Here is a 23,563-nt window from a genome sequence, read left to right on the forward strand (position 1 = left end):
CTGTTGACTGTTAACTGTTAAATATTGACTAATGACTGATGACTAACTACTAATTGGGTGTGATTAATTACGCATTTTGTTTAAGAATGCAAGAGATTTTCTGGCAAAACTATCAAAGTAGTGCCTTTCCGTCCGACGACAATTACGTTTTGGTTGGGGGGGATAGTGGCCTTCGTGTCTTCGCAGCGAGCTTGCCAAGAATTCCCCTCATAAATGACTCGGCCGGCTTCTCCGGGGGGAATTTCTGTTAAAGTTTTTGCTTCCTGAGAATCTGCGATCGCCCTTGCCTTGCCTTTTGGTATCAACCGCCGAGACAGCAGCACAAAAACTGTCGAAAATACCATCCACAGGAATATTTGTAAATTAACGTAAGGTAGAACTAGAGAGCATCCAGCTACCGCGAAGGCGCTCAGTCCCATCACAAAAGCGACAAAAGCAGTCGGGAGAAATAGCTCTGCCAAACACAGCAAAGACCCAGCTAGCAGCCAAAGGAGCGTCGGAGTCCAGATCATAAAAAGAATAGGTGATACTATTTAGATCTTAGATTGGAAATTTAAGATTTAAGAAATGCCAACAACTGACTCTGCAAGGGTTTGCCACTTGCAAGCCCTCAGAGCGCTTTTTCGCGCAGCGGTACCAGGTTGAGGCTTCCATCGTACTCCAAGTCTGAGTTTAGTAACTTAAATTACAATTTAAGCCGGTGCAGACTGGCAGAAACTACAATTTCTAGGGGCCCAAAGGCAGTTAAGAAATTGATAGGGGCTAAAATCAGTTTATTCTCAAGCTCATGAATTTGGGCTTGCGAATCATATATCTTCAGAATGTTTTTACACAAACTATTTCGATATGATCAGCAGTTTCTCCGAACCCATTTATTGCCCGAATCTTAGCTGTGCCGATCCACGCAATACCTTTGGCCGCCAGCACTGTGCAGCGTGCGAAACGGATTTAATTTATCGCTATGTGTGGGTGGTGGGACAAGCAGCCGAGGAAGTGCCGGCGGGTAAGGTAATAGCCGATCGATACTTTGTCATTGCACCCCAAATCTGGCTCGACAGCCGTCCTGCTGTGCCTCCGAGCGTCCCGGAACAACTGCCGGATAGCATTATGCCTTACCTGCATTTGTATCCCCAACGGCTGCATACGCCGGAAGTATACGGTTTTTGTTCCCTGGGGGAAGCACCGGAAGCGACAGAGGTGCTCTTGTTGGAAAATGTGCCCATCAATAATTTTGGTCGCCTGTATCCTTCTATTTTAGAATCTTGGTCGGGGACAAGCGCCGCGCGCCAAGTTTACTGGCTGTGGCAAATGCTCCAACTGTGGGCGCCGCTGTCGGAACAAGGAGTAGCTTCGAGTTTGCTGGTACCGGAAAATTTGCGGGTGGAAGGTTGGCGGGTACGCCTGCTGGAACTGCACCGGGGCAATTTTGTACCGACGCTGCGGGATTTGGGAGATGTGTGGTCAGGTTTGGTGGAATCAGCGCAACCCGAGGTGCAGTCGAAACTCGGAGAGATTTGTCAGTTTATGCGCCGCAGCAGCATGAATTTCGACGCGATCGCCCTGGAACTCAACGATTTACTATTAGAACAAGCCGCTAAATTGCCTCTACATTTAGAAGTAGTCGGCATGACCGATACCGGGCCGCAGCGCTCCCAAAATGAAGACAGTTGCTATCCAATTGCTGCTGATTTTCAATCTAGCAAAACTTCAGGGAACGACAAACTAATTCCTTACTTGACAATGGTTTGCGACGGGGTTGGAGGCCACGAAGGAGGAGAAGTTGCCAGTCAATTAGCCGTGCAGTCCCTGAAAGCTTTAATCCAAAATTTGCTCGCAGAAATTGCTGAACAAGAAGAGTTGATGACGCCAGCAATGGTCATCAAGCAACTCGAAGAAATAGTGAGAGTTGTGAATAATGTGATTTCCGCTCAAAATAACGAGCAGGGAAAAGAGTTGCGGCAGCGGATGGGGACGACTTTGGTGATGGCCCTGCAGTTGCCTCAAAAAGTGAAAATTTCCGAGGATGTGCCCTCGAATAACAGTCACGAACTTTATTTAGTCAATGTTGGAGACAGCCGGGCTTATTGGATTGGCAAAAATTACTGTCACCGGCTGACTGTGGACGACGACGTAGCCTCAAGGGAAGTCCAGCTAGGACACTGTTTGTACTGGGAAACTCAACTGCGAGCCGATGCAGGAGCCCTGACTCAAGCTTTGGGCACGCGGGACGCCGATTTCCTGCGCCCGACGATTCAGCGATTTATTGTCGAAGAGGAAGGGTTACTGCTGCTGTGTTCCGACGGTTTGAGCGACAACGACTGGGTAGAGCGCTCTTGGGAAAATTACGGCCCAGAGGTGCTTGAGGGCAAAATGTCTTTGGAAGCCGCGGTTCAGTCTTGGATTCGTCTGGCCAACGAGAAAAACGGTTATGACAACACCTCCGTGGTAGCCACTCACTGTCGGATGTCGCCGGAGAGATTGGTACTGTTCGATCCGGCGGTGGCGTCAGCGCCGGCGTCAGCCCCAGCGTCAGCCTCGGTGTCGCTGCCGCCGTCCCTGCCGCGGTCCCTCCAGAAGTCCGGGAGGATTCCAGAATCTCAGCTTTCAGAATCGTCCAAACAGTTGTTGTACCCCGAAACTTCCCCCGCCCCGGAACCAGTTCAAAAACGGCGGTCTAAGCTGCCGCTGCCACTACTGGGGGTGTTGGGGCTGATATTAGCCGGCGGCGGTTTAGGTTTGTGGGTGCAAAGCCTCCAAAGCCGCCAGCCAGAGCCCGCACCGCTTCCGCCACCGCCGGAAACTCCCGCCCCGATTCCTTCGGAGACTCCCTCGCCCGGGGCAGAGAGTCCCTCGCCGTCGCCCGAATCGACTCCTGCGGAAATTCCGCCGCCCGATAGTGAGAGTCCCTCGCCGTCGCCCGAATCGACTCCTGCGGAAATTGCGCCGCCCGAAGAAGCGGAAACTCCTTTGCCATCAGGGGAGTAAGCGAGAGTCTCTCGCCGTCGCCCGAATTGACTTTTGAGCTTACAAAATAATGCTTCGAGCGTCGCAGCTCTCTACTATCCAAATTCGGGAAAACTTTTCCAGTGTAAATGGAATGATTTCTGGTAGAGGTTGTTGATTTACAGCATATTCCATGTAGATGTAGATCGCGATCAACCGGGTTTTTTGAACAGAATCAGTAAGGATGCGAGAACTGTAAAGAAACCTGGTTTCTGGGGTGTACTTCATAAACCTGGAATACGCTGTATATAAATCACACTTCACAGGGGAGCATCTCAATGAAAGCAGCAAACCTAGAAATTAAAGTTTTGAGGCAGAAGGAAGGAGCCAGAAGAAGTGTTTTTACAAATATGAGATGCTCCATCACTGTTAAGGATTTTGTATCATAGTCCGCCTGCAGAAACAAGATGGCTAAAAAGTCAGCCATCACTACAAAAAGTAGTTAAAAATGCTTAAGAATCTCCATGCAGCTAACAACTAGCCATTAGCAACTAACAACATAAGCTTTTTTTATATTGACGGCGCGCAATTTATTAACTATAATTACCAGGTCAAAAATAACAAAAATCTTACGCCTAACAGTTTTCCTCAAATAACCGTTAAACTATTCTAACGTTTGCCCGTACCCAACGTCGCAGGCTCAACCTATATCTGTTAAGGATTCGTCCTGATTCACAGGAGCAAGATTTTAAAATATGCATCTCAGCGAACTGACTCACCCAAACCAATTACACGGCCTCTCGATTCATCAACTCGAACAAATTGCCCGACAAATTCGAGAAAAGCATTTAGAAACTGTAGCCGCTAGCGGCGGCCACCTCGGCCCAGGATTGGGTGTAGTCGAACTGACCTTAGCACTCTACCAAACACTCGACCTCGATCGCGACAAAGTTACCTGGGATGTCGGCCACCAAGCTTATCCTCACAAATTAATCACCGGCCGCTACAACCAATTCCACACCCTGCGCCAAAAAGACGGCGTTGCAGGCTATCTCAAGCGCTGCGAGAGCAAATTTGACCACTTCGGCGCAGGTCACGCTTCCACAAGTATTTCCGCAGCACTAGGAATGGCGATGGCGCGCGACCTCAAGGGGGAAAACTTTAAAACTGTAGCAGTCATCGGCGACGGCGCATTGACTGGCGGCATGGCACTTGAAGCGATCAACCACGCGGGCCATATGCCGAAAACCAATTTGTTAGTTGTGCTCAACGACAACGAGATGTCAATCTCGCCCAACGTCGGCGCAATTACCCGCTATTTGAACAAGATGCGATTGTCGCCACCGGTGCAATTTCTCAAAGATAACTTAGAGGAACAATTTAAACACATTCCCTTTGTCGGCGAAACTTTTACTCCTGAAATGGAACGCCTCAAAGAAGGGATGAAACGCTTGGCCGTCTCAAAAGTTGGAGCAGTAATTGAAGAATTAGGCTTTACTTACATGGGCCCGGTAGATGGACACAATTTGGAAGAGTTAATTGCCACTTTCAAACAAGCTCATACCATTCAAGGGCCGGTGTTGGTTCATGTGGTGACGGTGAAAGGCAAAGGATATGCGATCGCCGAAAAAGACCAAGTAGGATATCACGCCCAAAATCCCTTTAACTTAGCCACAGGCAAAGGCATTCCCTCCACCAAACCCAAGCCTCCAGCTTACTCGAAAGTCTTTGCCCACGCCCTCGTCAAGCTAGCAGAAGATAATCCCAAAATTGTCGGCATTACCGCTGCAATGGCAACCGGAACCGGTCTGGATAAACTTCATGAAAAACTGCCAAAACAGTACATTGATGTCGGGATTGCCGAACAGCACGCCGTGACTTTATCCGCTGGTTTAGCCTGCGAAGGAATGCGCCCGGTTGTGGCAATTTACTCGACATTTGTGCAGCGAGGCTATGACCAAATAATTCACGATGTTTGCATCCAAAATTTGCCCGTTTTCTTCTGTTTGGATCGCGCCGGCATTGTCGGTGCTGACGGCCCAACTCACCAAGGAATGTACGACATTGCCTTCTTGCGGTGCCTGCCAAATATGGTAGTTATGGCACCAAAAGATGAGGCAGAATTGCAGCGGATGATAGTCACGGGAATCAACCACACAAGCGGCCCGATAACGATGCGTTACCCGCGCGGCAACGGTTACGGCGTGCCTTTGATGGAGGAAGGTTGGGAAGAATTGCCGATCGGCAAAGCCGAAATTCTCCGCAACGGCGACGATGTGCTGATTTTGGGTTACGGTTCAATGGTTTATCCGGCAATGCAAACCGCCCAGATTCTGAGCGAGCACGGTATTGAAGCAACTGTGATCAATGCGCGTTTTGTCAAGCCTTTGGACACCGAATTAATCTTGCCTTTGGCACAGCGAATCGGCAAAGTTGTCACAATGGAAGAAGGCTGTTTGATGGGAGGCTTTGGTTCAGCAGTAGCCGAAGCTTTGTTGGACAATAATGTTGTTGTTCCAGTGATGCGGTTGGGTGTACCCGATACATTGGTAGATCATGCAACGCCTGAACAATCATTTGCCTGTTTGGGATTAAATCCGTCGCAAATGTGCGATCGTATCTTAGCAACCTTCAGCCGCAAACAGTCTCCTGTTAGCGTGTAAATAGCTAGAATTGTAGGGTGCGCCTAGCGCACCTTACCATTCATTCGAGACTAATCCTAAGAAATACCCGATCTATGACAGTGTAATAAAACGACCCCGCAAGTCCGATGGTGTCACATTCAGAACTCTACCTAAAATTTGACCGTTTGAAGCAATTTGAATCGTAGTGGCGTCATAACTACCATTGCGATATGTCTGCGGGTATTTTGACATTGGAAGCGAGTTAAAAGCAAAATGAATTTAAAAAGTTTTGACATAGTAATAGTAGGAGCCGGCCCTGCAGGCGGTCACTGTGCGAGAATCCTAGCCAAATCCGGCCACAAAGTCTTGCTAGCAGAGCAAAACGACAATTTTAATAAAAATGACTTTTCTAGCGCCGCCACGCCTCTAGAAACCCTCTCTAAATTCGATTTGCCTGAATCCGTTATCGGCAGTTTTTGGCATAAACTTACTATTGAAACTAGCAAAATCAGTCAAAGTTGGGAGTCTCCCGAAAGCTTGGGAGTTGTTCTCAACTTTGCTAAATTTAGAGCATTTTTGGCCAGCGAAGTTGAGCGATTTGGCGGTGAAGTTTGGCTGGGTTATCGCTACACCCGACATTCACAAGCCAAGGGCGAAACAACCGTAGAATTTAAACAGTTATCCGACGGTCAAATAATCAAAGTTAGCACGAAAATATTGGTTGATGCTACTGGCTTTGCTAGGGCGGTTATGTACGAAAAAGAGAAGGAGAAGCCAGATTTTTTGTCGGGAACCGGAATCGAATATTTAATTGAAGTAGAGCCGGAAGTTTACAATAAATACAGCGGTGATTTAATCTTCTTTTTGGGCGATAAATGGATGCCCAAGGGTTATTCCTGGATATTCCCAATGGAACCAAACAGGCTGAAAGTTGGTGCGGGTCGCATTTTTTTAGATCCGAAAACGGTGAGGCATTTGTCACCCCTGAAAAAATATATTGATTTACTGATTGATGAATATCTGAAGTCAAAAAATTATAAAATTATTGACAAACACGGTTCCACGCTGAAGTACAGCCCTGGTTTGAAGGATATTTATTGCAAAGATAATAATATAATTGCGATCGGCGATACTGTCTCGACAGTGAATTTTTTGGGTGGCGAAGGGATTAGACACGGGATGGATGGTGCCGAAATCGCGGGGAAATATATTCAAAGATATTTGGAAGGGAAAATCTCAGATTTTCGGGATTATGAGACGGAAATGCACCACAAGTTTGATCGGAAATGGAATATTTCAGAAAGGTTGGCCGTGAGAAAGTATATCGATGATGTTAATGATGAACTAACCGATAAAATGATTTCTTATTTAAAGTATATGAAAACTGAAGATGTGATGGATATTTTATTTTATTATAAATTTGAGAAAATTTCCCGAGGGTTAGGCGGTTATTTGCAGAGAAAAATCAAGGGATTGATTAAGAAATTTAACTTGTAAGGTGCGTCCGTTGAGAGATTGTTAGTTGAGGGAAAAATCTGGCTGATTTACGCACTTTACTAAGCTAATTTTAAGGCATTTTTTGCGGTGACTTGAATGCGCGGCAGCGACAATAAATTATCGTCAAAACTGCTATAATTTAATTTATATGATACACCAAAAGTATATCCACTCGCTCCAATTAAATGCGCGACAATTGGATCGACATCCCCGTAAGGATAGGCAAAACATTTAACAGATTTCTCTAATCCCCGTTCCAAGATAGCACGGGATTTTGCCGCCTCCCGCACAATTTCTGTCGGCGACAATGCACTCAAAGGTTGATGAGTAGCAGACATAGAACCGACTTCAATTCCGGCATCCCGCAGTTGCAAAATTTCTGGCCATCCCATTAACTGCACTTCTTCAAATTCGGCTTTTTCCCAACTATTTGTCTTTCCTATTGACTCCGCTACGAGAAAAACAGTTGCTGTAAAATCAAAGCGTTTTAGCACAGGCCAAGCATATTGGAAAAAGTCCAGATAGCCGCCGTCAAATGTCATCAATACAGCTTTACCGGGTAAAGGAGTTTTAGCCAGTTTTGCGCTTCGCCAATTTTCCCAAGTCGCACTGTAATAACCCTGATTTTTAAAATTGTGTAACTGTTGTTCAAAAATCTGGGGAGTAATTGCGTTTAAACCGTCAGGAGAAATGCGGCGGTAGGAGAGAATCGGGAGTTTTTGTGTAACGCTATGATTGTCCAAAACTTGAGGTTTCAGCGAGTGAGAAACTTCCCGATAAGAAGATTTTGAACTCAGGATTTCCGGTGCGTAAAATACTGGCTTTGGAAACTCGTTTTCTTGGGGAATTTGCATTGTCGGTTCCCCAGCGATTGCCGCGGCTGACTCGATTTCCTGCAGCGCCGCCGCCGGGAGTGAGGCGCGACGGCTGACACTTGTCCCGATCGCACCCGATCGCCTGCCGAACATCACCGCATTTGGGGGATAAATGCCCCCAGCACCCGGTGCATTCAACCCGTCGGGCAAATTAGACCTTTGTTGAGCACAAGAGGCTAAGCGCGATCGTAGCGATTGCTTGCCGTTGAGCGGTTTTCCCAACAAAGCTTCTCGCACGGCGGCGACGCACAACTCAAAACCGCTATTTCGAGTAATTGTCGATCGCAATTTTTGAGCAGAAACAAAATTATTTTCCACCGCAACACTGACAATACCGACAGCAACGCCGCCTACTTTCACCAGCACGTCTATTTCAGAAAGCTCAACTTTTATATTAGCAAATTCCTCGCTAATTTCTAAGACAATCAAATCTTTTTCGAGCGTAATTGTTGAGACTTCCTCTGCTATTTCTGGCTTGTAGAAATTCTCCAAATGCCACTGCGGACGCCCCCATAATTCTTGCAAAAAGAGCGTCCAGTCATGTTTAGGGTGCAATGGTTCCAGCAAAGTTTCCCACAATTTATTGCCTTTTTCGCAGCGATTGCGTTGAAAGAAGCGATCGAGAATTTGCCAAGCAAACTGGGCTGCAACCGCATCCGCCAACACCGAAGCCGCAACCATGCCATCGCAAATCGGCAATTCAACAATACCGAGTTTAATTCCTTCTAGTTTGATCGTACAGCACAGGCGATCGTATATTTGCGGAAGATCACAAATATCGGAAATTGGTTCGCTCACTTCCACCGTCAACTTCCAGGCAATTTCACCCTTGACTCGCTGAATTTTATCTAAAATATATCGGATTTCATTGCTTTTGAAAATTTTATGATATTTATGAACCTTATTACTTTTAACCTCTCGATCGATCCCTTGGTGCCAAGGTAGATTTAAACTGAGATGAGCAGCTTTTTCTTGATAGAATTCCAGCATTATCTCATCATATTCAATTTTCATAAAATCACAAATTTCTTCTAACTTTTTGACTTTATTATCGAGTATTTCCTCATATTTGACTAATATATGATTAGAATTTTTAGCATATTTGTAACTAATTAACATCGCCTCCTTCCAGCGATGGATACAGTGGTTTAAATCCCAACCAGGCCCCCACAAATCATGAGAATTCCTAGTAGCCTCATGCAGAGAAGCTATTGTATCCATACTGTTTCGCAAAATATGTATGAATTTAGCATCCGGCAACAAGCGCTGTATATCTTCAATAAAATATATGTGTTCCGGCGTTTTTTCCAACCAAATACTTTTGTTTTGTTCCGCCGCCAAACCATCCAAAACTCCGACAAACCAACTAACTTTAGTTGCCACAGTTTGACTATCATCAAAATCTTGCAAAAGTTCAGGCCGACTAATCTCATCCTTAAAAAAAGCTTCCATCCTACCTGGCAACTTTCCCGCAAACTTCTTGTACAGTAAATAGTGAAAAAACTTAGATTCAGGAAAAGAAATAACTTCAGGATGAGCGGCTAATAAACTTTGAAGCATGGTTGTGCCGCTTCTCGGAGAGCCTACTAAAAATATCCGTTGCATTTTTATACCTGATAAATGGTTTGTGGATGAGATTTTTTTAATGAATCGCAGAGAGCGCACAAGATCCAGAGGAAGAAAAGAAAAAGGTATGATTGATGTTTATCTCTGGGATCTCTGCAGTTAAAAACTTTTTTCCTAACTCCAACTAAAATCTTCATGCAACAAATCAGAAAGTTTCTGATTGTAAGGTTTGAAATAATTTGTCAATTTTTGTTCGATTTTCGGTGGCATTTTGCTGTATTCATCGACCTGATTAATTTCATCTTCTTTACTTGCACTCGAACTAATTTCCAAAAAATTTAACACTTCCGAAAAAACTTTGCCTGTATGTGCGTAATAATCTTCGCTTTTGATAATTAGCAACTGTTCTCTCGGAAAATAGTCGAGCCAATTTTTGATTTGTTCTACATAAATTCCCCGCGACAAATAAGAATAATGCTGGTGATTAAAACTGTAATATTTTTCATCAGCTTGGATTCTTTCAATCTCACCTTTGAGTCTATCAGGTTCTGAAGCGATCGCCTTTTCAAAATCCAACTTTTCGCAGCCGCTCGCCACTTCTAAATGATAGTGCATCCACGCTCGTTTTACCGGGTTTCGCAGCATTACAATCAGCTTAACCTCCGGAAAACACTTGTAAACTCGCTCCGCCACCAAAGGATGATAAATATAGTAAGAAGTCATCTCCCACAGGAGCACCTTCTCACTCGCTACACTCCGCGTCAACTGCTTGCTGTACCAATCAACACCACGCTCAAAATTTAATTCAAAAAAGTGAATGTCCTGGGAACCTTCTTTGATAATTTGCAAGTGATTTGCGAGATGGCCGTATAGAGATTCCGTGCCACAGTTTTGAGCACCAATCATTAAAAAGTTAGGTTTTTGCTTATTTGCCAACTGAGTCAAAATCTTGGCGTAGCCGGGATTATTCTTATCCAAATCGTAAGTTTCAGCGGCTGGTTCGGCTAAATCCATAAGCGGCATTTTGCCCTCAAATTTCCAGCGGAACGGCGGACAAAGAATCGTTTTTTGGTTTACAGTCGATCGCACGTACAGCGGATAAACCTGCCAATGATAATCGTAGGCGTAAGCCAAAGTTTCCTCGTAAACCCCAGCATTCACGTAATACTGACCGTTTCCTAAATCCAGCCTATCTATTTGCAGCCGGATTTTGCCTTTCCCTTTCACCAGCGGCAGCAGTCTGCCCATTTGATTAGTATTAGTCTCAAAACAGCTTTGACCATCTTCTCTGCTGATTGTCACGGCAAAAATAGCAGCAGAAATTTCCTGATACACCGAATAATGAATTTCAATGCTAATAGCATCACCGCTATCTATTTCCGTATTTGGCGACACTTTGACATCGGTAATTTCTACTTCCATAGAACCGAATCGATTCTGATTACCTCGCAGTGGCGAGCCGCTACTTGTAGCTTCAGCAGCAGGCAGGGGAGTGCGATTTTCTGTGGACGAGCGCATTTCTGACAAATACTGACCAACTACCACTTCCGGTTCCCCATAAGCCACGACTTCACCTGATTTCAGCCACAAAGCCCGATCGCACATTTTCTGAATTTGCGATGCGGTGTGAGAAATCAAAACAATCGCACATCCTTGATTCTTAAACTCAGTTATCTTGTTCAAACATTTAGTTTGAAAAGCCACATCACCAACCGACAAATGTTCATCAACTAACAGCACTTCTGGATCGGTATGCACCGCCACCGAAAAAGCCAGCCGCATTTTCATCCCCGTACTGTAAGTCCGCATCGGGCTGTCAATAAACTGTTTTAACTCTGCAAATTCCACAATATCGTCAAACCTGCGCGCCACTTCGCGGCGAGTCAAACCTGCCACCACCGCACCCACAAACACGTTTTCTCTGCCCGTTAGATCCGTGTGAAAACCCGCACCCAAATCCAACAAGCCGCCAATTCGGCCGTTAACTTTAATAGTTCCTTCCTCAGCGTGACCAATCCCGCCGACTAATTGCAGCAGCGTTGATTTTCCCGCGCCATTCTTGCCAAGAATTCCTAGCATTTCCCCAGGAGAAACAGTAAAATTTATATTCCGCAGCGCCCAAAAACGCGACTCCGGCTTCAGCCGCCACCAACCGGACAAAGCGGCTTCCATAATCGTATAAGGTTTCGCGGTAGAGTAGCGGTTAAAACGCTTACCCAAGCCCTTGACAATAATTGCTTCACGCATTTACAACTCCTCCACAAAATTATCGCTTTGCCGTCTAAAAATTCCCAGTCCGATGGGCAAAAGAGCCGCCACAGCCAAGGTCAAAATTAACAGAACCCGCCAATCGGGCGGCATACCTTTGAGCAGTATGGCGCGGTAAGCTTCTATCAGTGGCACCATTGGATTTAAGTAATAAAAAATCTTAAATTTTTCCGGGACGCTGCTGATGTCGTAGAAAATCGGAGTCAGGTAAAACAGCATCTGCAAAACTACTCCCAAAGTGTGCTGAGTGTCCCGAAAAGTGACATTCAAAGCGGCAAGGGGATAAGCAAAACTAACTGTCAGGAAAAACTGAATAATCATCAGCAGGGGCAACAAAAATAGCACTGCATTCAGATGAACGCCATCAATTGCCAGAAAGATAAGTAACACCGGCAATGCTAAGAAAAAGTGAATGAGCCCAGTCGTCGTCGTGACTACCGGCAAAATTGCCGAGGGGAAATTTGGCTGCCTGATTAGTGCCTTATTATTGGTAATTAATGCCGTTGATTTAAATAATACCGTTTGAGACCAATTCCAGATTAACAAGCCGCTGAAAGCAAAGGAAGAAAATTTTGGAATATTAAGGGGTACAACAGAGCGAAACAAAAAGGAAAATACAGCCAACTGTAACAGCGGACTGATTAAAGTCCAAGCAATCCCCAAGGTCGATCGCTTGTAAAGTAATTTCATCTCGCGATCGACCAACACCCGCAGCAAATCGAACCAATGAGCCATTTTGCGCCCATCGACGAACGTTTTCGCATTTCTCACCGCACACCTCCGGCAGCTATCTGAGGTTCTAGCCCGGAGGCCTCCCAGGGCTGAATCTTAACCAAATTCTGAGTCGGCACCAGGGTCAGCTTGTCAGCAATTGGTTCTAAAAAATCAGCTTCAATTAATTTTATTGCCATAATTACCATTTTTAATTTTGGTTGTTTTTCCTTCAATTCCTATTTATTTATACTTACTTCAATGGTTCATTACACCTCTATTTGTGGTTGCTTATTTTGCCTAATTATGTCAGTTATAGGATGAACTTTTCAGCTTTTTATTGTCCAATAGTGTAAATAAAAGTAGAGGTTGAAGTAGGGTGTTGTCCACTAAGATAGGCTCAGAATGAGCAGCACTTTTGGGCATACCTTTAACCGCGATCGCCCGAGCCAGGGGTTCGGGAAAGTCAAGCGCCAGAATCGATCGCAAGTGAGCGCCCCGCAGTGGCTCTACACCGAATTTGGGAGTGACGTGACCGACTGACAGTTCACCGTAACGGAGGTAAATGCCCTCGGGTTTTTGCTCGTCAATGATTCGTTCTGCTGCTTCCCAACCTTCCTGCAAATCGATTTCAATTTCATGTCTGCCCAAGTCAGCATGAGTAGGCTCACCTTGCATAAAACTAGAAAGAGCCGATCGACTTTTCAACTCATCGATGACACCCCGCAAATACCAATAACCGCGCAATTTTGGCCGCAACCACCGCCAAGTTCCCCGCATCCGCAGGCTTTCGAGTAAATCAAGAACTTTTCTCAGTCCCAGTGCCAGCCAATCCACAGCAGCCGGCCAGAAAAACGTGACCGCCACCACAATTTGATCCACCAGCGAGTCAGCAGTTTCGTAGACTGCTACCGGCAGTATCGCTCTAAGTTCCGGGTGTCGGTGGCCGATCAAAACATCCGATCGCCCTTCCTGACGAGCTCGGCGGAAAGAGCGATCGAGATTGTTGGTTTCGTGTTCGTAATGAAAGCCCACTGCTTCAGCAGCCACAACAAAAGGTACATCAGCTTTCAGCAAACGCACCCCAAACTCGTAATCTTCCCCGCCGCAGTTCCCGAAAGCCGAATCAAAGCCATCGAGACGAGCAAACAGTTCTGCATCCAAAGAAAGGTTGCCGCTGAGCAAATCTTGATAAGTAAATCGGTGACCAGGCTGACTCATCTGATAAAACTTGTCTTCCCACCAAGCCCGCACATGTACGCCAAACAATGTAGTTCCTCCCTGCAACTTTGGCGGATAAGGACCCATGACAGCACAGCCCGGACGCACTTGGTGTGCCCGCGCGTGGCTTTCGACTAAAGACGGCAGCGCTTCGATGTCATCGTCCAGAAACAGCAGCAATTGCCCGGTAGCCGAAGCTGCTCCCGTATTGCGGGCGATGGAAGCACTCCGGCAATTTACCTCCATCGCGTGCAGTTTAAACGGAGCTTTGTAGTCTTGTAACATTGCCAAAGTATCGTCAATGCAACTATCTGCGACTACTGTAACTTCCATTAGGTCAATCGGATAAGTCTGCGAGTGCAAAGCATCAAGAGCGCGCCGCAGCGAAGAACTTCGGTTGTGAGTGGGAATAATTACGCTAACTTTTAAATTTTCCATATTTACATTATCAAAATTAACTTCATCTGCATTTCATCTGCATTTCATCTGCATTTCATCTGCGGTTAAAAATAATCTAAAAATCCCTATTTATTGCTCCCCTTAATTTCTTGCAACCACTTGCGAGACACAAAATAAGCCATCGGGCCACTGACACAGCCCCGCAGTTGAGCCAAAAGCAAATCACTAGGGATAGAATCCGCTTGCTTTCGCAAAGAAGCAATTAGTTCAGGAATTTGTTTGTACAACAGCCATGACAAGGCTAACACAGGCACACTGAATTCTCTGTTGATTACAAACATCCGCGTCCAGAAAGCATAGACTCCGATGCCGTAGCCTTGGAGCGTTTTTCGCAATTCTTCCCAAGTGCGCCGATGGCGGTGCCAGCTCAATGCTCTCGGCTCGTAGACAATGCAGTAGCCCGCGCGCAAAATGCGGGCAAAGAGTTCACAGTCTTCGCCACCCACCGTGGGCGTTCCCGCCCCCAAAGCTTCGTCAAACAGGCCAATGTAGTCGATCGAACTTTTCCGCAAAGCCATACTCGCCGAAACTCCCACAAGATGCACAATCAGGGGATTGCAGTGCGCCCCATCAAACACTAGGCGCTCAAATCCCCGCCCGTGGGGGCTGTAGCACTCAAACCATTCTTGGGCTTCGGTTTCCAGTTCCAAGGGCATCACCAGCCCCGTGACGCACATCACTCGTGGATCGCTGAAATTTCGCAAGAGCGATCGCAGCCAGTTCGGATCGGGGGCAGCATCATCATCTGTAAGGGCTACGAATTCATGTTTAGCTTCGCGTAAAGCTCGGTTACGGGCAGCGCTGGAGCCTGGTACGTCTTCCCGCACATAGCGGACTTGTGGGTAATTTTTGACCAGTTCCTTGGTAGCGTCCGTGCTGGGACAATTGTCAATTACTAAGTATTCCTGACCCTCGTCTGGGAGCTGCATCAGCGCGTCTAGACAGCGCCGCAAATCTTCCGGTCGATCGCGCGTGCAAACCGCTACTGTGGCGAGCGACAATGCCTCCACCGACCCCCGCTCATCCCATTCTAGAGTGTCGTAGACCAAGTTTTTCCAGAAGTTGTCACCAGCACAATTCCTCAGTGTTTTCCGTAATTCGTCACCGCCAATGCGGCCTCCGACTACGTGAAAAAGAGCTTGACCGATCGGTTTTCCGTGTAGTCGAATTAAAATCAAGGCTTTGCTGTAACGCTCCTCAACCGTAATTTCTGGCGGGAGTTTGGAGATTTCCAGCTCAAGAATAGCTGTTGCCATTTTAGATTTTAGATTTTAGATTTTAGATTGCGAAAAAATCCTAGATACTCCGTATATTACCGGATGTTTTTTACCCGAAATTGTTTTAGGGAATAGCAACTTCTCAATGCCATACTTGCCGAGCGCCGATCGCGAATCAAACATAAAGCCTCATTTGGTTATGGCTATTATTTATTTTTACTTTCGATGACCCGCTGATGTCAAGTTTTTTTCCTAATAATATTTTTTTGATCGAAAACCTTCGCACCTCAATGCACGTGTCAATTGCAGCCGTTATTTGCCGTCGGCGTCCTCCCCAGTCTCCCATTAATACCAAATCTCACAACCAGATTTTTTGATAAAACCGGGTTTGTGCGATCGCCCCTCATTTCAGATTTAATTGCGATCGGGTACTATTCTCTAAAACATACCAAACAATTAAACACTCTCGCCATTAAAACTTTGGCGGTTAAACCGCGCACGAATTAGCTGAAAAAACGTCCAAAACTCCACCCTAAATAAGACGCAGCAATGATAAAAAAACAGGAGATTACAGGCTAATTGGAGACTGAACGAGCTGAGATTACTTCTGGCAAGCTCGTGGTATTTTTATAGGATGAATATCATCTCTTGTCGGGGGATTTATGTGGCTATGTTTGGGGTAAAACAAAAAAACACATCGTTTTGTCCCCTAGTCAAGGAGAGAAATAAACAAACCTAATTATGGGCCAGTTAGCCGATTTTAGATTTGAGTTTTGATACTTCGGCGAGACTTTGGGCGAGCCGTCGAGTCCAGCTAAGTCGAGCCGCGCTCAGACGTTGGGCGAGCTGTCGAGTCGCCCTCAGTCGAACGATTTGAGATTTACTTCACAGATGAATCTGGAGCTTGAACAAGACTCTAAAACTTTGAGCTGCTGGCGATTCCTGTCGGAAACTTATATCCGTTTTTGGGCGGCGTCAAAAAGCCATTTAAACTCTCTCCTCGATAGCCACAAGGTTTGCTTAGAAGAATGTATCAAACTTTTACAAAGAAACCGATCAAACTCATAAAGCCTCTCTCTGCCCTGACAAAAGCAGTTAGCTAGCACGATGCTGGTTCTCCGTTTTTCAGATTGGACTATACACTGCCCTCAGAACCCTAAAAATGAAGAATTGTAAAGTTTTATCAAGATCTTTGGGCATCTGAATTAAAATCTTCTCATAAAAAAGACTAGCTTTTAGCAGGCGCAAATTGTGGAAAAAGGTTTAAAACTCAGAATATGAGATCGAGTTCGCTACTCTTACATGGTGCAATAAAATGTAACTTTTGATGCCAGAACCAGTAGCCTGAACTTTGTCGAATGCCGAATGCCCGTCCGGCCAATGCCTTCGGAAAATCGCTTTCTTGGCGCTGCATCAAATCTTAAGTGCAATTACTTTCCTTGCACGAGAGCCGGAGCCTTCGAGCAAACATTTAACTCCAGGGCTTACGCACCACAACTTTAGATAAACCGGGTTTTTTTTACCGGGAGCGAGGGCGGCAACAAAGTGTTTTCGTTCATCAAACCCGGTTTCAGCGTCCGAGACTGAACTCGATCGAATGAATGCAGTCGCAACCAATGTTTAAAAGTGGCGATACTGCAAGTTGCGTGCAAAGCAGGGAGCTAACCGCAGTGATGGATCTGGATTGTTTACCTTACGGCGCAGGCCACGCACAGGAAGGGGTCTGTCTGCTAGTCCGAATGGGGCCGCACCGCATTTTACTCGACTGCGGTATAGAGGATATTGCACCGCTATCAGCGACACTAAATCGATCGCTGCCAGCCGATTTTGTGGTGTGTACCCACGCCCACTCTGACCATGCCAGAGGTTTGCTAGCACTCCATCAATCTTTCCCCCACTTGCCAATTTACGCCAGCGAAGTGACAGCGCGACTGCTACCGCTCAACTGGCCAGAAGTGGCTCATCAGCCAGAGTCCAGGTTCTGTCAGGGACTGCCCTGGCAGTCGCCGCTCGAAGTGCGCCCAGGACTGAGCGTGCAGTTGTTCCCGTCGGGCCATTTGCCCGGAGCGGCGACTGTGCTGCTGACTTATGCAGCCCCGCACCGCACCTACACAGTGGTTTACACCGGCGACTTTTTCCTGTCCAATTCTCGTTTGGTGGAAGGTTTGCCCCTGGGAGAACTCAGGGGCATGAAGCCTGATGTGTTAATTTTGGAAGGCAGTTACGGCACGGCGCGCCACCCTCACCGCCGACAACTAGAAAATCAGTTAGCCGATCGCATCCACCGCGCCATCGCCGACGGTTACTCGGTACTGCTGCCCGCCCCGGCCCTTGGTTTGGGCCAAGAAATGCTGATGCTGCTCCGCAGTCACCACTACTTTACGGGCCGCGACTTGGATATTTGGGTGGACGGCACTGTCGCCGAGGGGTGCGACGCTTATCTGGAACTGTTACCCCAATTTCCCACCGCCGTCCAAAATTTTGCTCTGCACCAACCTTTGTTTTGGGACGAAAGGGTGAAACCCCGCGTCCGCCGCCTGTCTGCCGAACAACGCCCCGGATTGGGAGCGACGCCCTGTATTGTGATTACTGACCAAATAGCTGATTTGGCTTTGTATGTTGCCGATGGCACACATCCTTGGATTTTGCTCGCCCCTCAAAAACCAGGATATCCCGTCAGCGACTGGCTGGGCAACAGGCCCGAATCTGGAGTCACAAGTGTCGAAACTTATCTGCTAGCCGAACACTGCGACGGGCCCGGGACGACCCAACTCATCCACAATTTGCGTCCCCAGCACGTAATTTTACTCCACGGTTCCCCTGCATATTTGGCTGACTTGGCTAACTTGGACGAGCTGCGAAACCGCTACCAGTTGCACACTCCGGCGGCCGGAACACTTGTCGAATTGCCGATCGGGGAAATGTTTTTGCAGCCCGCTATCCCAGAAACTAACTATGAGGGAGAAGTCAGCGAATTGGGGACAGAGGTAGCAATTAGCTTGCCCAGTCCGATTACAGCCGATCCTCGGTGGGCCAATTTTGCCGATACCGGTTTGGTAGAAGCGCGCTGGCAAGGCGAAGAACTGGTACTGCGGGGCATCTCCCAGCGGGAACTCCTTTTTCAAGGCAGCGCCGTTCAGACCAACCTCGAATGCTGCGGCAATTGTCAGCACTACCGCAGCCAGCGCTGTTGGAACCAGTCCAGTGCTTTGTTTGGCTTTAAAGTTACCCCCGACGGTTACTGTCCCGTGTTTAAAGCGATACCGGAGTCGGAACTTTTCCTAGATGGCGAAACAGACGGCGAATAAGCTGTCGGGCATCTAGAAACCAGCCTGCAGGCCTAGAAAACAAAAGAACAGCCCTGGACGCACCCAGACAAAAAACCCGGTTTCAGCAGGGGTAAGCTGTCGCCCATTGAATTTTTCAACTACTGTGTACTTACGCTCTTGTCGCGTGGGCCGGATATCCCGCCATCAAGCTTAAATTTAAAGGCAAAATAGCTTATGTGGTCACAACCCAGAATATTTTCGGCCTCAACCGGATTTTTTGCATAATAATTTCTCCACAAAAAAGGGAGAAAAGTAGTTTTCTTTTCCCCCAAGTTTTCCTTGTGCCTCAAGCGCGAGCTCAAAACTATTCCAAATTCGAGTCCGGGTAGTGATTGCGAATTTGTTCGGCTTCGGGACAATCGTCAGAAACTAAGGGTTCGCAGTTAGTTCGGGACACCGAAGCCAACTTCTGGGACACAGCTCCAATACTTTCGAGACGCACCATTTCTTCCCAAGAGCTGATTTCGTCTTCTTCGTCGGTTTCGTAGCGCAGCGTGACTAGATCCCCTTCAATATCTAGGATACGAGCGCGCTCTATCCAACGTTGCTGATCTCGAAGAAAAATAGAAACCTCACGACCATCACAACAGAGTTGATAGATTTTGCGCTGTAGCATTTGTCAGTTCTCCTGCGCAGTGTAACTTGCTTAAAATATGGTCTGTTTACCGTAACGTACTTTGGGTTTTACATCGGAAGGCACAGCCGTATGGACTAGCCAGTTTCACGTTTTCCGCAACTTTTGTACCGATGGGAGTTACCAAATTTGATTTTACCACCAAATCTATCTAGTACGCCATTTATCCAATTACAGGTTCTGCAGCCAGTGGCATCCCTCGTGAGAGGCATTTGCCAGCATAGATTGGAGCATTAGGACTTGACGACAGCACCCGATTAACAGCGACAATAACAACAGACTCTGCCTCAAAAATCTCGCTCTCTTTTGCCTCAATTCCCCCAGAAACCTCTTGTTTCGACGTTTGTTCGATCGCCCACTAACGCCTCTTGGCTCAATCTCAAATCTCAAATCTCAAAGCGAAAGCTCTAAAGCGACACTCAAACAGCGACAATAAAAACAGACTCTGCCTCAGAAATCTCCCTCTCTTTTGCCTTAAGTCCCCCATAAACCTCTTGTTTGGATGTTATTTCTAGCCCCCAGTACCCCCTCTCAACTCAATCTAAAATCTAAAATCTAAAATTTAAAATCGATTGTTCGATCGCCCACTAAAGCCTCTTGGCTCAATCTCAAATCTCAAATCTCAAAGCGGAAGCTCTAAAGCGACACTCAAACAGCGACAATAAAAACAGACTCTGCCTGAGAAATCTTCCTCTCTTCTGCCTCAAGTCCCCCATAAACCTTTTGTTTGGAGGTTATTTCTAGCCCCCAGTACCCCCTCTCAACTCAATCTAAAATCTAAAATCTAAAATTTAAAATCGATTGATCGGAGTGTGATAAAAATCACTGACAGCAGGCAGCCCCTAAATGTAGAAAATGGTGGCGGCCAACAACTAGCTTCAAAACGGGCAGCGGAACCTGTGGCGGTTAAGCTAAAAGAATTGCGGTTCCGTTCAAAACAAATTGGAGTCATCGCTCGTGCGTATTAAGGAGGCTAATTGATGGTGTACGCAGAAAATTGGTCGCAGCCGTCTATCTTGGAGCTAGCGCGATCGGGCAACTTTCAAGCCCTGAATTACTGGATTGACAGCTTGCTGCGCCCCGAAGGGATTTATGCCCGCGTCGAACAGGCTCAGGCCGGCTGCGTCCAAATCCTCCTAGAATTCCAGCGCGAATTTGCGCCAGAGACTACATTACTCGGGAGCACTCTCCGGGAAGGCCTAGTCAAATTTATTTGCCACCAACTCTGGAGACTCAACTCGCCAGCAGTAGAAGGAGTGCGAATTCACGCGCGCTTGGCTGGGGATGCAGACATTCTCTGGAAACAGTCAGTACGAATTGTCACTCCGGCCAACCGCCAGCGTCGGCGTTACCGTTCCCTACCGGTCGTCGATTGGGTTAAATTTAAAACGTATCGTTCTCTGCTGCTAGTGGGATCGGCACTTGCATCATTTATTTTAGGGTGTTGGGTCAGCTACCACGAAGCTCTGACCCTGCAGTCAGCATCTCCAGTATCCGGGTACCAGCAAGCTGCGGTAATGTCGGGGCCGCCTCCAAAACGTGCGGATACGGTGCAAGCGGCCTTAGAAGTGGTACCAGTAGTACAGCAAAAGCAAGTTGCTAATCGTTACGACCCAACAGTAACGCTGATGTTCGGAGGAAATGTGAATCTATCGGATGCGCTCGGAGCATCTGCTGCCAACGATCACCAATGGGCTTTCGCCAATATGGATGAGTACCGGCAAGCAGATGTGGCGATGGTTAACCTAGAAAACTCCCTGACTCGCTCTACATTGGGCTCTGCCAAAAAACAATTAAATTTTAAAGCCGATCCAGAATCGGTGAAAGTATTAACAGCCGGAGGAGTGGATATTGTCAATCTGGCAAATAGCCGCGCTATGGATTACGAGGAACCTGGGCTGGTGGAGACTATGAATACTCTAGATAGTAGTGGGATTCAACACCTGGGAGCCGGCAGAGATATTAAACAAGCGAGGCGTCCAGATATTATTGAAGTTAAGGGTCAGCGAATTGCCTACCTCGGTTATTACGATGCCGAGCTTAACGTCGCCGACCAAGGGAAAGCGGGCACGAACCCCCGCCGCAACAATCGCGTGGCCGAGGATATTCGAGCTCTTAGGGGTCAGGTAGACTGGATTATTGTTAATTACCACTGGGGAGTCGAATTGGCAGATTATCCGGGGGACTGGCAGATTGATTTGGCTCGGTTCACGATCGACCAAGGAGCTGATTTGGTAGTGGGACACCATCCCCAGGTACTGCAAGGTGCAGAAATTTACAAGGGCCGTCCGATAGTTTACTCGCTGGGTAATTTTATATTCGGCGGGAATGCTCGCAGGGATTACGATACCGCAGTCCTGAAAGTATCGCTCAAAGACAGGAATATGAAGGTAGAGTTTCTGCCTGTGGAGGTGAAAAAGTTTCAGCCGAAGGTGGTGAAGGGAGCCGCAGCCGATCGCATTCTCAAACGTGTCGAGCAAATTTCTAGTATTTTCGATCGACCGATGCAATCTTCTGTAGTTCTCGATGCCCTAGTCCAGCCAGGAGCGGCATCAAAAACTCCAAATTCTCCATTGCCAGGAGCAGCACAGAGCGGTACATACCAGCCCGGGCGAGGTTCCGGGGGAACCTCCGGTGAAAGCACTCAGCAAGGGCCCGGACAACCCAAGCCTACTTTGATTTTGCCGGCTTTGCCGGCTGCGCCCCAACAGCCGGACAACTCCTCATTTTTCCCGAACGGGACGGGGCCTGCAATTGAATCAAACCCACCTCCGAATCAAAATTTGCCGCCGCGCATCTACCCCACTCAACCTCAAAATCCCAGCCGGGAACCAGAGCCGTTTACAAAAGAGCCATTCATCAAAGAGCCGTTTATTTCGCCCCCTTCTCCCAGTCAAGGAGCAGTGCCGAGTCCCCAAAGCTCTCTTCCCCCCACTAGGGCTGTATCTTTTGAAGTCGCACTCAAAGGGCAGCCGACCTCAGCGATCGTACCAACTACCCGCAGCAACCGCTCCAAACAGCCGATCGCCCTGCCTCCCATAGCTGGGAGCATTGGTTAGCCGGTGGGGGCGGGAGCGAGGATGCAGGGGGAGGATAGGGGTGGTAATGGGTGAACATCAAGATACTAGCGACCAATTATTAACGATCGATTTACTGACAACCAATGATCAATGACCTACTACCGATGACAAATGTGTTTGCGATCGCGCTCAAGCAAAAGCAGTACAAAACCTATATCCTCTCCGACGAAACGGCTAACTCTACTCTAGAAGTTGTGCCGGAACGGGGCGGTATTGCCACTAGCTGGCTGGTTGAAGGCAAAGAAATCTTCTACTGGGACGCGGAACGGTTCGCCAATCCCGATCTAACTGTACGTGGCGGGATTCCCATCCTGTTTCCCATCTGCAGCAATCTCCCCGAGAATACTTACACCCACAAGGGAGTCGAGCGTAAGCTCAAACAGCACGGCTTTGCTCGAGACTTGCCTTGGACAATAGGTGAACAAGTTACGGAGGGTTGCGCCGCTCTTACGCTGATTCTCGATAGCTGCGACAAGACGCTGGCTGTTTATCCCTTTGATTTCCAACTAGCCTTCACTTATCAGATTAAAGGCAATTCTTTGGAAATTTTTCAGCGATACACCAATCTGTCTGCCGAACCCATGCCGTTTTCTAGTGGTTTGCACCCCTACTTTTTGGCGACGGACAAATCTAAGCTCCGCTTTGAGATTCCGGGGATGCAGTACAGAGATCAGAACACCCATGAAAAGGGTTACTTCACCGGGGTTTTTGACGAGACGCTGGATGAAATTGATGTTTCCTTTGACGAGCTCACTGGTCTTGCTGCTACTGTCACTGACGCGGCGAGCGGCTTGCGGCTCACCCTCAGTTACAACTCCAGCTATGGGAAGTTGGTTTTCTGGATGGTGAAGGGCAAGGATTTTTACTGTTTGGAACCTTGGACTGCTCCTCGAAATGCCCTCAACACTGGCGAACACTTGATTTATTTGCAGCCGGGAGCGACTTGCGAGATGCTGGTTCGCATGACTGCAAATTTTATTTAAAAAACACTTGCTATTTCAAATGAGGGGTGCTACTATTAGAAATTGTGTGCGGTAACAATGTTTTCGCGGGTCGCTAGCTCAGCGGTAGAGCATTCGGCTTTTAACCGATTGGTCTCGGGTTCAAATCCCGGGCGACCCATAAAAATTTGTGAGTTA

At 47.3% G+C, this 23,563-nt stretch carries 15 protein-coding genes and 1 tRNA gene; 8 read left to right on the plus strand and 8 right to left on the minus strand.

Annotated features, from left to right (window positions below; genetic code table 11):
- Positions 1 to 80: 80 nt before the first annotated feature.
- Positions 81 to 512, minus strand: coding sequence for an NfeD family protein (locus tag QUB25_RS14230; RefSeq protein ID WP_333134616.1), 432 nt, complete (start codon positions 510 to 512; stop codon positions 81 to 83).
- A gap of 334 nt (positions 513 to 846) precedes the next feature.
- Between QUB25_RS14230 and QUB25_RS14235 the strand changes: the two genes are divergently transcribed.
- The 3 genes from QUB25_RS14235 (at position 847) to QUB25_RS14245 (ending at position 7,064) form a co-directional block, all read left to right on the plus strand.
- A complete protein-coding gene (locus QUB25_RS14235; RefSeq protein ID WP_333183846.1) occupies positions 847 to 2,985 on the plus strand; it encodes a protein phosphatase 2C domain-containing protein in 2,139 nt (712 codons plus the stop codon).
- A gap of 713 nt (positions 2,986 to 3,698) precedes the next feature.
- Positions 3,699 to 5,606: a 1-deoxy-D-xylulose-5-phosphate synthase gene (gene dxs, locus QUB25_RS14240; protein WP_333183847.1), complete on the plus strand. Its 1,908-nt coding sequence runs from the start codon at positions 3,699 to 3,701 to the stop codon at positions 5,604 to 5,606.
- 234 nt (positions 5,607 to 5,840) lie between these two features.
- Positions 5,841 to 7,064, plus strand: a complete 1,224-nt coding sequence (locus QUB25_RS14245) for an NAD(P)/FAD-dependent oxidoreductase (RefSeq protein WP_333183848.1) — start codon at positions 5,841 to 5,843, stop codon at positions 7,062 to 7,064.
- A 59-nt stretch (positions 7,065 to 7,123) separates the two neighbouring features.
- Here QUB25_RS14245 and QUB25_RS14250 read toward each other — a convergent pair whose 3' ends face one another.
- The 6 genes from QUB25_RS14250 to QUB25_RS14275 all read right to left on the minus strand — a co-directional run bounded on the left by QUB25_RS14250 (position 7,124) and on the right by QUB25_RS14275 (position 15,420).
- Positions 7,124 to 9,544 carry a sulfotransferase gene (locus QUB25_RS14250; protein WP_333183849.1) on the minus strand — a complete coding sequence of 807 codons (2,421 nt, stop codon included), beginning with the start codon at positions 9,542 to 9,544 and terminating at the stop codon, positions 7,124 to 7,126.
- A gap of 135 nt (positions 9,545 to 9,679) precedes the next feature.
- Positions 9,680 to 11,752, minus strand: a complete 2,073-nt coding sequence (locus QUB25_RS14255; RefSeq protein WP_333183850.1) for a Wzt carbohydrate-binding domain-containing protein — start codon at positions 11,750 to 11,752, stop codon at positions 9,680 to 9,682.
- A complete protein-coding gene (locus tag QUB25_RS14260; RefSeq protein WP_333036325.1) occupies positions 11,753 to 12,508 on the minus strand; it encodes an ABC transporter permease in 756 nt (251 codons plus the stop codon). It abuts the gene before it with no gap.
- Positions 12,509 to 12,540: 32 nt separating this feature from the next.
- On the minus strand, positions 12,541 to 12,684 hold the full coding sequence (locus QUB25_RS14265) for a hypothetical protein (protein WP_333036324.1): 144 nt from the start codon (positions 12,682 to 12,684) through the stop codon (positions 12,541 to 12,543).
- A 109-nt stretch (positions 12,685 to 12,793) separates the two neighbouring features.
- Positions 12,794 to 14,143, minus strand: a complete 1,350-nt coding sequence (locus QUB25_RS14270; RefSeq protein WP_333183851.1) for a glycosyltransferase — start codon at positions 14,141 to 14,143, stop codon at positions 12,794 to 12,796.
- Between the two features lie 86 nt (positions 14,144 to 14,229).
- Positions 14,230 to 15,420, minus strand: a complete 1,191-nt coding sequence (locus QUB25_RS14275) for a glycosyltransferase (protein WP_333036321.1) — start codon at positions 15,418 to 15,420, stop codon at positions 14,230 to 14,232.
- Between the two features lie 1,634 nt (positions 15,421 to 17,054).
- Here QUB25_RS14275 and QUB25_RS14280 point away from each other — a divergent pair.
- The gene (locus tag QUB25_RS14280; RefSeq protein WP_333036402.1) at positions 17,055 to 18,689 is read left to right on the plus strand and encodes an MBL fold metallo-hydrolase; all 1,635 of its coding nucleotides are present in this window, start codon (positions 17,055 to 17,057) and stop codon (positions 18,687 to 18,689) included.
- Between the two features lie 325 nt (positions 18,690 to 19,014).
- Here QUB25_RS14280 and QUB25_RS14285 read toward each other — a convergent pair whose 3' ends face one another.
- Positions 19,015 to 19,326, minus strand: coding sequence for a DUF6679 family protein (locus QUB25_RS14285; RefSeq protein ID WP_006633466.1), 312 nt, complete (start codon positions 19,324 to 19,326; stop codon positions 19,015 to 19,017).
- Between the two features lie 830 nt (positions 19,327 to 20,156).
- On the opposite strand from QUB25_RS14285, the gene QUB25_RS14290 reads away from it, so the two are divergent.
- The 4 genes from QUB25_RS14290 (at position 20,157) to QUB25_RS14305 (ending at position 23,546) form a co-directional block, all read left to right on the plus strand.
- Positions 20,157 to 20,312 carry a hypothetical protein gene (locus tag QUB25_RS14290; protein WP_158307982.1) on the plus strand — a complete coding sequence of 52 codons (156 nt, stop codon included), beginning with the start codon at positions 20,157 to 20,159 and terminating at the stop codon, positions 20,310 to 20,312.
- Between the two features lie 12 nt (positions 20,313 to 20,324).
- On the plus strand, positions 20,325 to 22,403 hold the full coding sequence (locus tag QUB25_RS14295) for a CapA family protein (protein WP_333183852.1): 2,079 nt from the start codon (positions 20,325 to 20,327) through the stop codon (positions 22,401 to 22,403).
- A 134-nt stretch (positions 22,404 to 22,537) separates the two neighbouring features.
- Positions 22,538 to 23,407 (plus strand): aldose epimerase family protein, encoded by an 870-nt coding sequence (locus QUB25_RS14300; RefSeq protein ID WP_445242191.1) that lies wholly within the window; start codon positions 22,538 to 22,540, stop codon positions 23,405 to 23,407.
- Between the two features lie 67 nt (positions 23,408 to 23,474).
- Positions 23,475 to 23,546, plus strand: a tRNA-Lys gene (locus QUB25_RS14305).
- Positions 23,547 to 23,563 lie beyond the last annotated feature (17 nt).

The sequence above is a fragment of the Microcoleus sp. B3-D7 genome (assembly GCF_036705305.1).
Classification (GTDB): Bacteria; Cyanobacteriota; Cyanobacteriia; order Cyanobacteriales; family Microcoleaceae; genus Microcoleus.

Excerpts from the sequence above, each read along its gene's own strand:
- QUB25_RS14230 (WP_333134616.1), bottom strand. The coding sequence starts at position 512 with ATGATCTGGACTCCGACGCTCCTTTGGCTGCTAGCTGGGTCTTTGCTG.
- QUB25_RS14235 (WP_333183846.1), top strand. The coding sequence starts at position 847 with ATGATCAGCAGTTTCTCCGAACCCATTTATTGCCCGAATCTTAGCTGT.
- dxs (WP_333183847.1), top strand. The coding sequence starts at position 3,699 with ATGCATCTCAGCGAACTGACTCACCCAAACCAATTACACGGCCTCTCG.
- QUB25_RS14245 (WP_333183848.1), top strand. The coding sequence starts at position 5,841 with ATGAATTTAAAAAGTTTTGACATAGTAATAGTAGGAGCCGGCCCTGCA.
- QUB25_RS14250 (WP_333183849.1), bottom strand. The coding sequence starts at position 9,544 with ATGCAACGGATATTTTTAGTAGGCTCTCCGAGAAGCGGCACAACCATG.
- QUB25_RS14255 (WP_333183850.1), bottom strand. The coding sequence starts at position 11,752 with ATGCGTGAAGCAATTATTGTCAAGGGCTTGGGTAAGCGTTTTAACCGC.
- QUB25_RS14260 (WP_333036325.1), bottom strand. The coding sequence starts at position 12,508 with ATGGCTCATTGGTTCGATTTGCTGCGGGTGTTGGTCGATCGCGAGATG.
- QUB25_RS14265 (WP_333036324.1), bottom strand. The coding sequence starts at position 12,684 with ATGGCAATAAAATTAATTGAAGCTGATTTTTTAGAACCAATTGCTGAC.
- QUB25_RS14270 (WP_333183851.1), bottom strand. The coding sequence starts at position 14,143 with ATGGAAAATTTAAAAGTTAGCGTAATTATTCCCACTCACAACCGAAGT.
- QUB25_RS14275 (WP_333036321.1), bottom strand. The coding sequence starts at position 15,420 with ATGGCAACAGCTATTCTTGAGCTGGAAATCTCCAAACTCCCGCCAGAA.
- QUB25_RS14280 (WP_333036402.1), top strand. The coding sequence starts at position 17,055 with ATGGATCTGGATTGTTTACCTTACGGCGCAGGCCACGCACAGGAAGGG.
- QUB25_RS14285 (WP_006633466.1), bottom strand. The coding sequence starts at position 19,326 with ATGCTACAGCGCAAAATCTATCAACTCTGTTGTGATGGTCGTGAGGTT.
- QUB25_RS14295 (WP_333183852.1), top strand. The coding sequence starts at position 20,325 with ATGGTGTACGCAGAAAATTGGTCGCAGCCGTCTATCTTGGAGCTAGCG.